Raw genomic sequence first — 13,703 nt, 5'->3', positions numbered from 1 at the left:
CCATCCCGGCTCATCCTTGAGGGGCGATCTTGTGGTCGTCATGTTCGCGAGCCGGGCTTGCGGTGGACGCGGCAGCGTTCGGGTGCGAGAGGCCAAGGGCAGGGCGGATTGCTCTCCGTGAGCCCAAGGCTTCGTTCCGACGAGCGGCGCTGCTAGGCTTCGTCTCGTCTGTAAGTTTCCGGCTCCGTCGACAGGGCTGGAAAAACTGCGGCGAAATGGCGAGCCGTGCGTACGGCAAAACCGTGTGGTCCTGGCCGTCGTTGCTACGGTCAAGCTCTTGCGGATGCGGCAGTCGCGTCAACCGGCGCGGTGCCGGTGACTTTCGTTGGGACGAGGGAGGCCAAAAGGAACTCGGCTCCCGGGAGAGCACGGCATAAGCCGTCCAACCATCGCGCAGGGAAGGCCGAGTGATTGGCTACACCTGTATGCTGCTGTGCGGTTTCCTTGCGCTACATTTTCGCGCAGCGGACCGCGGGTGCCAGCCGGCACCCGGCCTTCCCTGCGCCCTCTTGGACAAGAGGGTCGAGCGACGAAGCAAAGCTCGGGCGAAATCAGCCGCGAGAACGCGAAGGCGTGTCTGCGATTGGACTGGCGCTGCCGCCTCATACTCCGTCATTGCGAGCGCAGCGAAGCAATTCAGAAATGCATCCGTGGAAAATGTCTGGATGCTTCGTCGCAAGAGCTCCTCGCAATGACGACGTGGAGGCAGTTTCGCTGATCGCGCTAGGCTTCCGGCATCACCGTCCCGCTGGTGCAGACATCGCGCCGTTGGAATAGCGGGACCAGTCGGGCCCGGTCGGCTGCGACGGCCAGAGCGCGGCGTTGGAGTCGCGCACCGACTGGGTGATGGGATGGGGCTGCGCCTTGCGGACATGACGGCGGTCGTTCGCCGCGGCAGTCTGGATGGTGGCGGCGGCAATCAGCGTCGCGCCGAGAATGATGAAAGTCTTTTGCATTGTTTCTTTCTCCCGTGACGACGCCCGGCTGTGAGATGTGTGTTTTGTGTGTCGCCGTCGCGGCTGACATGGCGACGCGCCCGGCCGATATCACCGCTCGCGACATCACATTGGGGCGAGCCAATTTTCTAGCCTCGGCTAAATATTCGGCAATGGCGACCGGTGGCACCGGTGGACTTGCCTGCTCCAATCCGGTTCAATGGGCCAAATCTGGTTTTCAGGCGACAATGATGTCGAAATATCTGCTGGTCCTTCTGCTGATCGCCTCGCCGGCCGTGGCGCAGGTCAAGCTGACCCCAAAAACATCGGCGGCGCATCCGGACCCCTGCGCGCCGATCGGGCGGACCGCGGACGGCAAGCTGGTCTACTCCATGAAATGCGAGAATTTGCCTGTGCCGCCTCCGTCGCCGCAGGCGGAACTGAGGGAGGCGCCGCAGCCCGCCGCCGAGCCGGAGCCCGAGACGCGGCGGAGTGGCGTTTTCGGCTGGTCCTACGACCGCAGGTAACGGGCCGCGCCCCTTGCGCGAAGCCCGACGGAGTGCTCTTTGCCTGAAAATTCCCCGTGGGGCCACCGCCCCCGATCCAGAGAGATGAGATGACCAAACTCGTTATCCGCGCCGGCGACTTCACCTTCGATGCCCGTTTCGAGGAGCAAGCGGCGCCCAAGACTGTCGCCGCGTTCCGCAAGGCGCTGCCGTTCGAAAGCCACATCATCCACGTGCGCTGGAGCGGCGAGGGGGTGTGGATGCCGCTCGGCGACTTGGACTTCGGTGTCGGTTACGAGAACCATACCAGTTATCCCGCGCCCGGCCAGATCATCCTCTATCCCGGCGGCATCAGCGAGACCGAGATCCTGATGGCCTATGGCGGCGTGCACTTCGCGAGCAAGATGGGCCAACTCGCCGGCAACCATTTCATCACGCTGACCTCTGGCCTGGAGAATCTGGCGACGCTCGGCAAGAGCGTGTTGTGGAAGGGCGCGCTGCCGATCCGCTTCGAGGAAGTCTGAGTGACTGGTGCCCGCTACCCGCGCGATCTCCGCGGTTACGGCCGCAACCCGCCGCACCCGCAATGGCCCGGCAACGCGAGGGTCGCGGTGCAGTTCGTCGTCAATTTCGAGGAGGGCGGCGAAAACAACATCCTGCATGGCGACCCGGCCTCGGAAGCGTTTCTGTCCGACGTGCTCGGCGCACAGCCTTGGCCCGGCCAGCGCCACGCCAACATCGAATCGATGTTCGAGTATGGCTCGCGCGCCGGCTTCTGGCGGCTCTGGCGGATGTTCAGCGAGCGGAAGTGGCCGACTACCGTGTTCGGCGTCGCCACAGCGCTGAAGCGCAATCCGGAAATCGTAGCTGCCATGAAGGAAGCGGGCTGGGACATCGCCAGCCACAGCCTGAAGTGGATCGAGCACAAGGACATGACCGAGGCGCAGGAGCGCGCGGAGATCGCGGAAGCGATCCGCGTCCACACTGCGGCGACCGGCTCGCGGCCGCTCGGCTGGTACACCGGACGCTCCTCGATCAACACCAACCGTCTGTTGATGGAGGAGGGCGGCTTCCTCTATCTCTGCGATTCCTACGCCGACGATCTGCCCTATTGGGTCAAGGGCGCCAGCGGTAAGCAGCTCGTCATTCCCTATACGCTCGACGCCAACGACATGCGCTTCATCAATCCGCAAGGCTTTGCCGAAGGCGAGCAGTTCTTCACCTATCTGAAGGATGCCTTCGACGTGCTCTATGCCGAAGGCGAGAGCGCGCCGAAGATGATGTCGGTCGGCCTGCACTGTCGTCTCGCCGGTCGCCCCGGCCGCGCGGCGGGGCTGATCCGCTTCCTCGACTACATCGGCAAGCACGAGCGCGTCTGGGTGCCGACGCGATTGCAGATCGCCCAGCATTGGCACGACAAGCTCGCGCACCTTGCGGCCGACGCATTCGAGATCGGGTGAGGACGATGTCGCAGATATCGCTGTCTGATCTCAATGCCGCCGATGAAGCCGATTTCGTTGCCGCGCTCGCCAACGTCGTTGAATATTCGCCGTGGATCGCCGGTCAACTGGCCGCGAAGCGACCGTTCGCCGGCATCAACCAGTTGCACGCCGCGCTGATGGCGGCGATCCAGAGTGCCGAACCCGAGGTGCAATTGGCGTTGATCCGGGCGCATCCGGACCTCGCCAACAAGACCCAGCGCGCGGCGGGGCTCACCGCGGAATCGACCGACGAGCAGAACAGCGCCGGCCTCGACCGGCTGTCGGAGGCCGAATACGCGGCGTTCGAGCGCGTCAACAATGCCTATCGCGACAAGTTCGACATCCCCTATATCGTCTGCGTGCGCCGTCACACCAGGGATTCCGTGCTGCGCGATTTCGAGACGCGATTGCGCAATATCGCCAAGACCGAGACGCGACGTGCGATCGAGGAGATCGGCCGTATCTCGGCGTTGCGGCTTGATCAACTCGTCGAAGCCGATGACAAGCTCAAGGTCCACGGCCGGCTCTCGACCCATGTGCTGGACAACCACGCCGGCAAACCCGCGCCGGGCATTCCGGTCGAGCTGGTCGAGCTCGCGAATCTCGGCGAGAGCCGCGTGATAGCGCGCGCGGTGACCAATGCGGACGGCCGCACCGACCAGCCGCTGATCGGGGGCCGGCCGCTGCCGATCGGCCGCTACGAGCTCCGGTTTAGCGTCGCCAAATATTACGCCCAGCGCAACGTGCAGCTCACCGACCCGCCGTTCCTCGACGAGATCCCGCTACGCTTTGCGATCAGCGAGCCGGAAAGCCACTATCACGTGCCGCTGCTCGTCACGCCCTGGAGCTATTCGACCTATCGCGGCAGTTAATTGCCGAACTTGTCGTGCAGCGCCGGAAACAGCCGGTCCGGCTTGAAGGGCGGCGCCGTGAAGCGGATGCCGGTGGCGTCCGCGATCGCGTTGCCGAGCGCGGCGGCGACCGGATTGTACGGACTCTCGCTCATCGACTTCGCCCCCAGCGGGCCGATCGTGTCGGAGGTCTCGGCGAAGAGGACCTCGGTGCGGGGGACATCGGCGAAAGAGGGCAGGTGATAGTCGCGGAATTTGGGGTTGGCGACGCGGCCGTCCGCGTCGATCACCATCTCCTCGTAGAGCGCGGCACCAAGCGCCTGGGCGACACCGCCTTCGACCTGGCCGCGGCATTGCATGGGATTGGCGACGACGCCGGCGTCCGCCGCATGCACGCTCCTGAGAATCCGGAGCTCGCCGGTGCCCTTGTTCACGGCGACGCGAAAGCCCTGCACGTTGAAGCCGACCGAACGCGGCGTGCCGCCGGAATTGCCGGCGCCTGCGAACGGCTGTCCGCGCTCGCGCGCGAGCTTTGCCAACTCGACAAAGGACATGCGCCGTACGCCACTGACGACGGCCTCGCTCTCGAGCGTGCAGCTGCCGACGTCGCAGAGCCATGCGCCGGCGGCGGCCGCCTTCAGCTCGGTTGCGAGCTGCATGGCTGCGGCATGCGTCGCCTTGCCGGCGACGAACATGCCGGCGCTGCCATAGGCGCCGGTGTCGTGGCCGCCATGGGCGGTGTCGGACTGGCGCAGGCGGATCCGGTCGACGGTGGTCGCAAGCGTCGTCGCCGCGATCTGCCGGTGCACGGTGCTGGTGCCGTTGCCGAATTCGGCGGTGCCGACGGTGAGGTCGAAGCCGCCGTCCTCGTTGAGCGCGACCGTCGCATCCGCGAGATGGCCCGCCGGGGGCACCGTGTCGATCATGGTCAGCGCGACGCCGTCGCCGATCAGCCACTCCGGCGACAGGTCCGGCTGCGGGCCATCAGCCTGCATCGCGCGCTCGACGAGGTCGAGGCACTGGTCGAGCCCGTAGGAGCCGTAGAGCACGTCGTGAAATTCCGATGGCGGTGGCGACAGCATGGGGTCGCCGGGCTTGACGACGTTGCGCCGCCGCATCTCGTAAGGGCTGATGCCAAGCTGCTTGGCCAGTTCGTCGATCGCGGCCTCGACCGCGATCAGTGTTTGCGGCAAGCCATAACCGCGAAACGCGCCTGCCGGCACTGTATTGGTGTAGACCGCGTGGCCGTCGACCCGCTTGTTCCGGCAATTGTAGACGCTGATGGATTCCGCCAGCGAGTGGAACATCACCGGGCCGGCATGATTGCCGTAGGCGCCGGTGTTGGAGAGCACGTCGAGCTGGAGCGCGGTGAGCTTGCCGTCCGCGTCGGCACCGGCCTTGACGTGGACCCGCATCGGATGCCGCGTCGAGGTTGCGATGAACTGCTCCTCGCGCGTGAGCTCCAGCTTCACCGGCCGCCCGGTCTTGAGCGCGGCGAGCGCCAGAATGTCCTCGACGAACATCTCCTGCTTGCCGCCAAAGCCGCCGCCGACGCGCTCGCAGAACACGCGGACCTTGTCCATGGGAAGCTCGAAGATATCAGACAGCGCGCGCCTGGTCAGGAACGGCACCTGCGTCGAGGTGCGGACATTGAGCACGCCGGAAGCGTCGAGCCAGGCGAGGCCGCCGTGGGTTTCCAAAGCGGCATGCTGCACACGGTGACTATGGAAGGTGCCCTCGAAGGTGACGGCGGATGTCGCAAGCGCAGCCCCGACGTCACCGAATTCGCCATGCGTCTCCGCGGCGAGGTTGCGCTGGGCGTCGGCGACGCGGTTCGCGGTGGTGCGGTCGGGATGAATGATGGGTGCGCCGGGCGCCATTACTATTTCAGGGTCGATCAGCGCGGGGAGGACTTCGTAGTCGACCTTCAGCCGGCGGCAAGCATCCTCGGCGGCGGCTTCGCTGTCTGCGACGACGGCGGCGACCTTCTGGCCGATGAAGCGGACGATTTCATCGAGGACACGAGTGTCCTCGGGATCCATCCAGTCCTTCTCATGCCGCGCTGTCGACATCAGAGTGGTTGGCGCATCCTCATGCGTCAGCACCGCCTGCACGCCGGGAACGCTCAGCGCTTCCGACTTGTCGATTGCGACGATCCTCGCGTGGGCATGCGGCGAACGGAGCAGCTTGATATGCAGCAGGCCGTCGATCTGCGTGTCGAACGTGTAGCGGGCCTTGCCGCGCACGATATCGCGGCCAGCCGGCGCCGGCAGGCTGCGGCCGAATGCGGCGCCGGCCTCGACGCTCTCCTCGATGTTGGTCTTGCCGAGCAACGCATCCTCGATCGAACGATACCCGGTGCAGCGGCAGATATTGCTCTTCAGCGCGACGCCGAGATCGGTGCGCTGCGCCTGGTTCAGCGAGGCGCAGGTCAGGATCATGCCGGCGGTGCAGAAGCCGCATTGAAAGCCCTGCGCATCGAGGAAAGCCTGCTGCATCGGGTGCGCGCCGCCGTCTCCGCCCAGACCTTCGATCGTGGTGACCGCACGACCTTCGGCGCGGAAGGCCGGGATCAGGCAGCTATGCACCGGTTCGCCGTCCAGCAGCACGGTGCAGGCGCCGCAATCGCCGGCGTCGCAGCCCTTCTTCACGCCGAAATGGCCGAGCTCGCGCAGGAACGTGCGCAGGCACTGGCCGGCGCGTGGCTCCTGCGGAAACGTCGTGCCATTGACCTCGAAGCTCATGACGACGGTGCTCCGAGGAGTTCGTCGCGGATCTCTTCGGCAAGCCGCAATGTCATGTGCTTGCGCCAGAGCGGCTTGCCATGGATGTCGGTGTGGTACAGATCGTCCGTGATCTGCTGCGCGATGGCCTCACGAAGCGCTTTCGCGTCGCGAGCCTCGCGAAAGGACAACCGGATCGGCCGCACCGTCGACGCGGTGACCGTGAGCGTCAGCGTGCCATCGGCATCCAGACTGCCGATCACCAGCGCCGCCGAGCGGCCGACCGGCGCCAGCGAGATCTGGCGGAAGGCCGTACGACGCTTCAGCGCGGCGATCGGAATATCGATCTGCCGGAGTAGGTCGCCCGGCGCCAGAAGGTTGCGCTGGTTGCCGGTGACGAAGTCGACGACGGGCATCATCTGTTCGCCGCCGCCGGCCTTCCAGATGGTGCAGACGCCGTCCAGCGCCGCGGTGAGCGAGATCATCGGTCCCGCCGGCAGCGACATGCAGAGATTGCCGCCGACCGTCGCCGTCTTCCATATCTTGAACGAAGCAAGGAAGGCGCGGCAGCACTGGTTGATCAGCGGTGCTGCGAACCAGTCGGGTGGGCAGGCGAATCCATCGAGCTGCGCGACGGTGCAGGTGGCCGCGATGCTGAAATGGCTCTCGGTGACCGTCAGCGCCGGCCATTCGAGATCGGTGAGATCGATGAGCCGAGTCAGGTGAACCTGCGGCTCCGAGAACAGCCAGGTGCCGCCCGCGAGCCAAGCATCACCTGGCGTCCAAACGGGCAGCTGCGCCCGCGTTTGCGGATGGGCGACCGCTGTGATGGTATTCAAGTCCATGGCGACGCCAACGCTTCCAACGAGTGAATCGAGCCGGGAGAAAGTCTTGCAAGACGAGCGCCAAGTCGCAACAACAAGTCGCAGCAAAAGCGCAATCAGGTCGGCACCTGCCGTGCAGGCCTATCGGGAACGGATGTGAGGAGGAGCAGATTCATGAGCGACGCAAAGCCGATCTGGATCAGGGATCCCCTGGCTATCCTCGCCGATGGCGCCGAGCGCGGGGTCGTGGTGCAGGACGGCCGGATCGTCGAGCTGGTGCCGGCCCGCGCTACGCCCGCAACCGCAGACGTCGCGGTGTTCGACGCTGGCGACCACGTCGTACTGCCGGGCCTGATCAACACCCATCACCATTTCTACCAGACGCTGACGCGGGCGCTGCCGGCGGCGATGGACCGCGAGCTGTTTCCCTGGCTCCAGGCGCTCTATCCGGTGTGGGCGAAGCTGACGCCTGATGCGCTCGAGCTCGCCGTCACGGTGGCGATGGCCGAACTGCTGCTGTCGGGCTGCACCACTACGACGGATCATCACTACGTATTTCCGGCAGGGCTCGAAGACGCCGTCGATATCGAGGTGGCGGTGGCCAGGCGGCTCGGCGTGCGCGTGCTGCTCACGCGCGGCTCGATGAACCTGTCGCAGCGCGACGGCGGTCTGCCGCCCGATAGCGTCGTGCAGGATGAGGACACCATCCTCGCGGACAGCGCGCGCGTCGTCGCCAAGCACCACCAGCGCGGCGCGGATGCGATGGTGCAGATCGCGCTCGCACCTTGCTCGCCCTTCTCGGTGTCGACGTCCTTGATGCGCGCCACCGCCGATCTGGCCGACAAGCTCGACGTGCGCCTGCATACCCATCTTGCCGAGACCGAGGACGAGAACAGATTCTGCCAGGAGATGTATGGCTGCCGTCCGCTTGACTATCTCGAACAATGCGGCTGGCTCAATGCGCGGACGTGGCTCGCCCATGGCATCTTCTTCAATGCAGAAGAGATGAAGCGGCTCGGCAGGGCGAAGACGACGATCAGTCATTGCGCCTGTAGCAATCAGCTCCTGGCCTCCGGCTGCTGCCCCGTCTGCGAGATGGAGGAGGCTGGTGTCGGCATCGGCATCGGCGTCGATGGCTCGGCCTCGAACGACGGATCGAACCTGATGCAGGAGGTACGGGCCGCGTTTCTGCTGCAGCGGGCGCGCTACGGGGTGACGAAGGTCAGTCATAAGGATGCGCTGCGCTGGGCCACCAAGGGCTCGGCGGCCTGCGTCGGCCGGCCGGAACTCGGCGAGATCGCCGTCGGGAAGGCAGCAGATCTCGCGCTGTTCAGGCTCGACGAGCTACGCTTCTCCGGCCATGGCGATCCCCTGGCCGCACTGGTGCTGTGCGGCGCGCATCGGGCCGACAGGGTGATGGTGGCGGGAAATTGGGCCGTGATCGATGGCGCGATCCCCGGTCTTGATGTGGCAGACCTCATCCACCGCCACAGTTCGGCGGCGCGGGCCATGCAGGCGGGATAATATCCAGGCGAAGATAGGAAGATAGAAAGAGGGGGCGACCACAAGTGCCGGGTGCTTCTGGCCACCCCCTCCGAACCTCCTCCGGGAGGAGCAGGTGATTTGGGCGATGCAAGAAGCGTGCTACTTGCCCGGCAGCTTGTCGTCGATGCCTTTGACGTAGAAATTCATGCCGAGGATCTGGCCGTCGTCGAGATTGGCGCCGCCCTTGCACTCGACGGGCTTGCCGTCTTGCCCAAGGACCGGGCACTTGAACGGATGCAGTTTGCCCGCGGTGATCGCGGCCTGGGCATCCTCGGCGATCTTCTTCACGTCGTCAGGCATGTTGGTGTAGGGCGCCATCGCGAACATGTGGCTGTCGAGGCCGCCCCAGCTGTCCTCGGACTTCCAGGTTCCGTCGAGCTCGGCCTTGACCCGGGCGATGTAGTAGGGACCCCAGGTGTCGAGGATCGAGGTCAGCTGGGTCTTCGGCCCGAACTTGATCATCTCGGAATCCTGGCCGAAGGCGAGCTTGCCGCGTTCGCTGGCGATCTGCATTGCCGCCGGCGAATCCGTGTGCTGCATGATGATGTCGGCGCCCTGGTCGATCAGCGCCTTGGCGGCGTCGGCTTCCTTGCCCGGGTCGAACCAGGTGTTGGCCCAGATGATCTTGACCTTGATGTTCGGGTTGATGGTCTGCGCGGCGAGGATCGTCGCGTTGATGCCGGAGACGACCTCGGGAATCGGGAACGAGCCGATATAGCCGAGCACGCCGGACTTCGACATCTTGGCCGCGATCAGGCCCTGGATGTAGCGGCCCTGGTACCATTTGGCCGAATAAGTCGACATGTTCGGGTTGCGCTTGTATCCGGTCGCGTGCTCGAAATGCACGTTCGGATATTTCTTCGCGACCTTGAGCGTCGGATCCATGTAGCCGAACGAGGTGGTGAAGATCAGCTTGTTGCCGGCGCGGACGAGCTGCTCGATGGAGCGCTCGGCGTCGGGGCCTTCAGGCACGTTTTCGAGGAAAGTGGTCTCGATCTTGTCGCCGAGCTCCTTCACCAGCGCCTGGCGTGCCAGCTCATGCTGATAGGTCCAGCCGAGGTCACCGACCGGGCCGAGGTAGATAAACCCGACTTTCAGCTTGTCGGCGGCGGAGGCTGCACCGACGCTCCCGGCAAGCAAGAGCCCGGCGGCCAGCGCAAGAAGTGATTTCCTCATCATCAATCTCCAAACATCAGGGGAAAGCCATGATCCGCAACGTGCGCGCCCCATCGCGCACGGTGCGGAGATGAAACGCTAGCGGTCAGGCACGAACACGGTGCCAAGCGCAGCCGGTGCGGTCGATCCACCCGTGCGCGCGCGGGAGAGCAGGACCAGGACGATGACAGTCGCAAGATAAGGCAGCGCCGACATCAACTGCGAGGGAATGCCGACGCCCCAGCCCTGCGCGTGCAGCTGCAGGATCGTCACCGCGCCGAACAGATACGCGCCGACCACGAGGCGGCCCGGCCGCCAGGACGAGAACACCACCAGCGCCAGCGCGATCCAGCCGCGGCCTGCGGTCATGCCCGGAATGAAGAAGGGCGTATAGGCGAGCGGCAGATAAGCGCCAGCAAGTCCTGCGCAGGCGCCGCCGAACATCACCGCTAAGGTGCGGATGCGCAGCACGGGATAGCCGAGCGCATGCGCAGACACGTGGTTGTCGCCGCAGGCGCGCAGGATCAATCCCGGCCGCGTACGGTACAGGAACCACCAGACGCCGATGACCAGCGCCAGCGAGAAATAGACGAAGGCGTCCTCGCCGAACAACACGCGGCCAACCAGCGGAATATCCGTGAGACCGGGAATGTTGAGATGCAGCGCCGGCGTGATGCGCTCGCCGACGAAGCCAGCGCCGATCAGGCCGGAGAGTCCGACACCAAGGATGGTCAGCGCCAGCCCTGTCGCAACCTGGTTGACCGCAAGCCCGAGCGCCATCAGTGCGAAGACCAGTGATATCAACGTGCCGGCGACGATGCCGAACAGTGCGCCGATAAAGATCGAGCCGGTCAACCACGCACCTGCAAAGCCACATGCGGCGCCGACGATCATCATGCCCTCGACGCCGAGATTGAGCACACCGGAGCGCTCGGTCACGAGCTCGCCGGTCGCCGCGATCAGGAGCGGCGTCGAGGCGGCGAGCACCGCGAGGATGATGGCTTCAATGAGTTCCACGAGCCACCTGTCGGTTCGGGAAAACCAGCTTGAAGCGGTAGAGGATGAGGGAATCGCAGGCGAGCACGTAGAACAGCAGGATGCCCTGAAAAACCTTTGTCACGTCCAACGGGATCTTCATCGCGATCTGCGCCTGCTCGCCGCCGATAAAGGTCAACGCGAGAAAAAGGCCTGCAATTAATATTCCAAGGGGGTTCAACCGGCCGAGAAAGGCGACGATGATCGCCGTAAAACCGTAACCCGGCGAGATGCCGGGCTGGAGATGTCCGACCGGACCTGCAACCTCGATGATGCCGGCGAGGCCTGCCAGCGCGCCCGAGACGGCGAAGGTCAGGATGATCAACTGGTTGGAATTGAAGCCGCCGAACCGCGCGGCGCGCGGCGCCGCGCCGACCACGCGAATCTCGAATCCCTTGATGGTGCGCCCGAGCAGGATCGCCACCGCCGCGACGACGAGAAGGGCGATGATCGAGCCGAGATGCAGCCGCCCGCCGTCGATCAGCAGCGGCACCGTTGCGACCGGGTCGAACTCGGCGGTGGTCGGGAAGTTGAAACCGTGCGGATCGCGCCAGGGGCCGCGCACGAGATAGTCGAGGAAGAGATCGGCGACATACACCAGCATCAGGCTGGTCAGGATTTCGCTGGCGCCGAACTTCACCTTGCAGATTGCCGGGATCAGTGCGTAGAGCGCGCCTGCGGCGGCGGCGAGCACGAGCATGACCGGCAGCACCCAGACGCCAGCGTCGGTGCCCTGCGTCTTCACCGCAATCCAGCTTCCGGCGACCGCTCCGATCAGGAATTGCCCTTCGGCGCCGATGTTCCAGGCATTGGCGAGATAGCAGAGCGACAGCCCGATCGCGATCATCACCAGCGGTGTCGCCTTCACCGCGATTTCCTGGAGCGAATAGCTGTCGGTCAAAGGCGCGACGAAATAGGCGTGCAGCGCGAGCAGCGGATTCTTGCCAAGGATCGCGAACAGGATGACCATGGTCACGATCGTGAGGCCGATCGCGATCAGCGGCGAGATCAGCGCGATCGTGTTGGAGCGTTCGGCGCGCTTCTCAAGCACCAACTGCATGCGCGGCCTCCTTCGGCTCCAGCGTGCTGCCGCCCATCAACAGGCCTAGTTTTTCGCGCGTCGCCTCGCTGGTGGCGAGCGGTGCGGACAGATGGCCATGGAACATCACGGCGATGCGGTCGGCGATTTCCGCGAGCTCGTCGAGGTCCTGGCTGGTGACGAGCACGGCGGCGCCTGCGGTTGCGAGATCAAGCAGCGCCTGTCGGATGACGGCGGCAGCGCCAGCGTCGACGCCCCAGGTCGGCTGGCTCACCACCAGCACCGCGGGATTGCGCAGGATCTCGCGTCCCACGATGAATTTCTGCAGATTGCCGCCGGAGAGGGATGCTGCTTCCGGATCGCGCTTGGCCTTGCGGACGTCGAAGGTCTCGGTTGCGCGGTCAACCGTCTTCAGGGTGGCGGCAGTATCGATGAAGCCGTGATGGACCATGCCGCTGGCGGCGTGCCCGGTGAGAAGCGCATTCTCGGAAAGCTTCATGCGCGGCGCGGTGCCGTGGCCGAGCCGCTCCTCGGGAACGAATGCCGCACCGAGCTTGCGGCGCTGCGTGATCGAGAGATGGCCGGCAGCAAGGCCTTCGATCACGATCGTGCCCGGATGCTTCGACAGGCGTTCGCCGGACAGCGCGGCGAAAAGTTCGTCCTGGCCGTTGCCGGCGACCCCGGCGATGCCGAGGATCTCGCCGCCTTTCAGCTCGAACGAGATGTGCTCGAGCCGCACGCCATGCGCCTCGCCAGGGGCGAGCGAGAGATCGTTGACGACGAGGCGCGGCACCGTGGTCTGCCGGCCGGCGGCCGCCTTCACCTCCTTGATCTCACCGCCGACCATCATGCGCGCCAGCGAAGCGGCGGTCTCAAGCCTGGGATTGCAGGTCTCCACCTTCTTGCCGCCGCGCAGGATCGTTGCCGTGTCGCACAAGCGCTTCACCTCTTCGAGCTTGTGGCTGATATAAAGGATGGCGCGACCTTCGGCCTTGAGCCGCTCCAGCACGACGAAGAGCTGGTCGGCTTCCTGTGGCGTCAGCACCGCGGTGGGCTCGTCAAGGATCAGGAATTGCGGATCCTGCATCAGCGCGCGAACGATCTCAATGCGCTGGCGTTCGCCGACCGACAATTGCCAGACCTCGCGTTTGGGATCGAGCGGCAATCCATAAGTCTTCGACACCTGCTCAAGCCGCGCCGACATGTCCTTGAAGGATTCTTTCCCGTCGAGGCCGAGCGCGACGTTCTCGGCGACGGTGAGATTGTCGAACAGCGAGAAATGCTGGAACACCATGCCGATGCCGCGGCTGCGCGCTTCCGAGGGACCGGACAGCACGATCGGCTGGCCCTGCCAGAAAATCTGACCAGCGCTGGGCTGGATCAGCCCGTAGATCGCCTTGACCAGCGTCGACTTGCCGGCGCCGTTCTCGCCCAGCAGCGCGTGGATTTCCGTTGGCCAGATATCGATGTCGATGGCATCGTTGGCGAGGAAATCGCCATAGCGCTTGGTGAGCCCGACCGTCCTGAGGAGCGGGGACTCGCCCGAATGCAGGCTCTTAGCCGTGGGATCCAACATTCGCTGATGCGCTTGCATGGGGTGAAGTGCCTC

At 65.0% G+C, this 13,703-nt stretch carries 12 protein-coding genes; 5 read left to right on the top strand and 7 right to left on the bottom strand.

The window, feature by feature from the left end; genetic code table 11:
* Window positions 1-737: 737 nt before the first annotated feature.
* Complete coding sequence (locus tag IVB50_RS26610; RefSeq protein ID WP_007612884.1) at window positions 738-956, bottom strand: hypothetical protein; 219 nt, start codon at window positions 954-956, stop codon at window positions 738-740.
* A 227-nt stretch (window positions 957-1,183) separates the two neighbouring features.
* On the opposite strand from IVB50_RS26610, the gene IVB50_RS26605 reads away from it, so the two are divergent.
* The 4 genes from IVB50_RS26605 to uraD all read left to right on the top strand — a co-directional run bounded on the left by IVB50_RS26605 (window position 1,184) and on the right by uraD (window position 3,794).
* Window positions 1,184-1,462, top strand: a complete 279-nt coding sequence (locus tag IVB50_RS26605) for a hypothetical protein (protein ID WP_018456703.1) — start codon at window positions 1,184-1,186, stop codon at window positions 1,460-1,462.
* A gap of 89 nt (window positions 1,463-1,551) precedes the next feature.
* Entirely contained in the window at window positions 1,552-1,965 is a 414-nt protein-coding gene (locus IVB50_RS26600; protein ID WP_007601448.1) for a DUF3830 family protein, read from the top strand.
* Entirely contained in the window at window positions 1,966-2,901 is a 936-nt protein-coding gene (gene puuE, locus IVB50_RS26595) for an allantoinase PuuE (protein ID WP_247297953.1), read from the top strand. It abuts the gene before it with no gap.
* Between the two features lie 5 nt (window positions 2,902-2,906).
* The gene (gene uraD, locus IVB50_RS26590) at window positions 2,907-3,794 is read left to right on the top strand and encodes a 2-oxo-4-hydroxy-4-carboxy-5-ureidoimidazoline decarboxylase (protein ID WP_247297950.1); all 888 of its coding nucleotides are present in this window, start codon (window positions 2,907-2,909) and stop codon (window positions 3,792-3,794) included.
* On the opposite strand, the gene IVB50_RS26585 is transcribed toward uraD, so the two are convergent.
* Window positions 3,791-6,517 (bottom strand): molybdopterin-dependent oxidoreductase, encoded by a 2,727-nt coding sequence (locus tag IVB50_RS26585; protein ID WP_247297948.1) that lies wholly within the window; start codon window positions 6,515-6,517, stop codon window positions 3,791-3,793. The two genes, uraD and IVB50_RS26585, sit on opposite strands and share 4 nt — an antisense overlap.
* Window positions 6,514-7,341 carry an FAD binding domain-containing protein gene (locus IVB50_RS26580; protein ID WP_247297945.1) on the bottom strand — a complete coding sequence of 276 codons (828 nt, stop codon included), beginning with the start codon at window positions 7,339-7,341 and terminating at the stop codon, window positions 6,514-6,516. Before IVB50_RS26580 ends, IVB50_RS26585 begins: the two co-directional genes overlap by 4 nt.
* Before the next feature lie 153 nt (window positions 7,342-7,494).
* On the opposite strand from IVB50_RS26580, the gene IVB50_RS26575 reads away from it, so the two are divergent.
* Window positions 7,495-8,844 (top strand): 8-oxoguanine deaminase, encoded by a 1,350-nt coding sequence (locus IVB50_RS26575; protein WP_247297943.1) that lies wholly within the window; start codon window positions 7,495-7,497, stop codon window positions 8,842-8,844.
* 120 nt (window positions 8,845-8,964) lie between these two features.
* Here the strand turns inward: IVB50_RS26575 and IVB50_RS26570 are convergent, their stop codons facing one another.
* From IVB50_RS26570 to IVB50_RS26555, 4 genes are all read right to left on the bottom strand, one after another.
* Window positions 8,965-10,041 (bottom strand): BMP family ABC transporter substrate-binding protein, encoded by a 1,077-nt coding sequence (locus tag IVB50_RS26570; RefSeq protein ID WP_247297942.1) that lies wholly within the window; start codon window positions 10,039-10,041, stop codon window positions 8,965-8,967.
* Window positions 10,042-10,119: 78 nt separating this feature from the next.
* Entirely contained in the window at window positions 10,120-11,037 is a 918-nt protein-coding gene (locus tag IVB50_RS26565) for an ABC transporter permease (RefSeq protein WP_247297941.1), read from the bottom strand.
* The gene (locus tag IVB50_RS26560) at window positions 11,024-12,115 is read right to left on the bottom strand and encodes an ABC transporter permease (RefSeq protein WP_247297940.1); all 1,092 of its coding nucleotides are present in this window, start codon (window positions 12,113-12,115) and stop codon (window positions 11,024-11,026) included. The genes IVB50_RS26565 and IVB50_RS26560 overlap by 14 nt, the downstream gene beginning before the upstream one ends.
* Complete coding sequence (locus IVB50_RS26555; RefSeq protein ID WP_247297939.1) at window positions 12,099-13,670, bottom strand: ABC transporter ATP-binding protein; 1,572 nt, start codon at window positions 13,668-13,670, stop codon at window positions 12,099-12,101. The genes IVB50_RS26560 and IVB50_RS26555 overlap by 17 nt, the downstream gene beginning before the upstream one ends.
* Between the last annotated feature and the right edge of the window lie 33 nt (window positions 13,671-13,703).

This window comes from Bradyrhizobium sp. 87, from assembly GCF_023073015.1.
In the GTDB taxonomy this organism is placed as follows: domain Bacteria; phylum Pseudomonadota; class Alphaproteobacteria; order Rhizobiales; family Xanthobacteraceae; genus Bradyrhizobium; species Bradyrhizobium canariense_D.
Note: the sequence above shows the minus strand (reverse complement) of the source record. Positions and strands in the feature narration are given on the sequence as shown.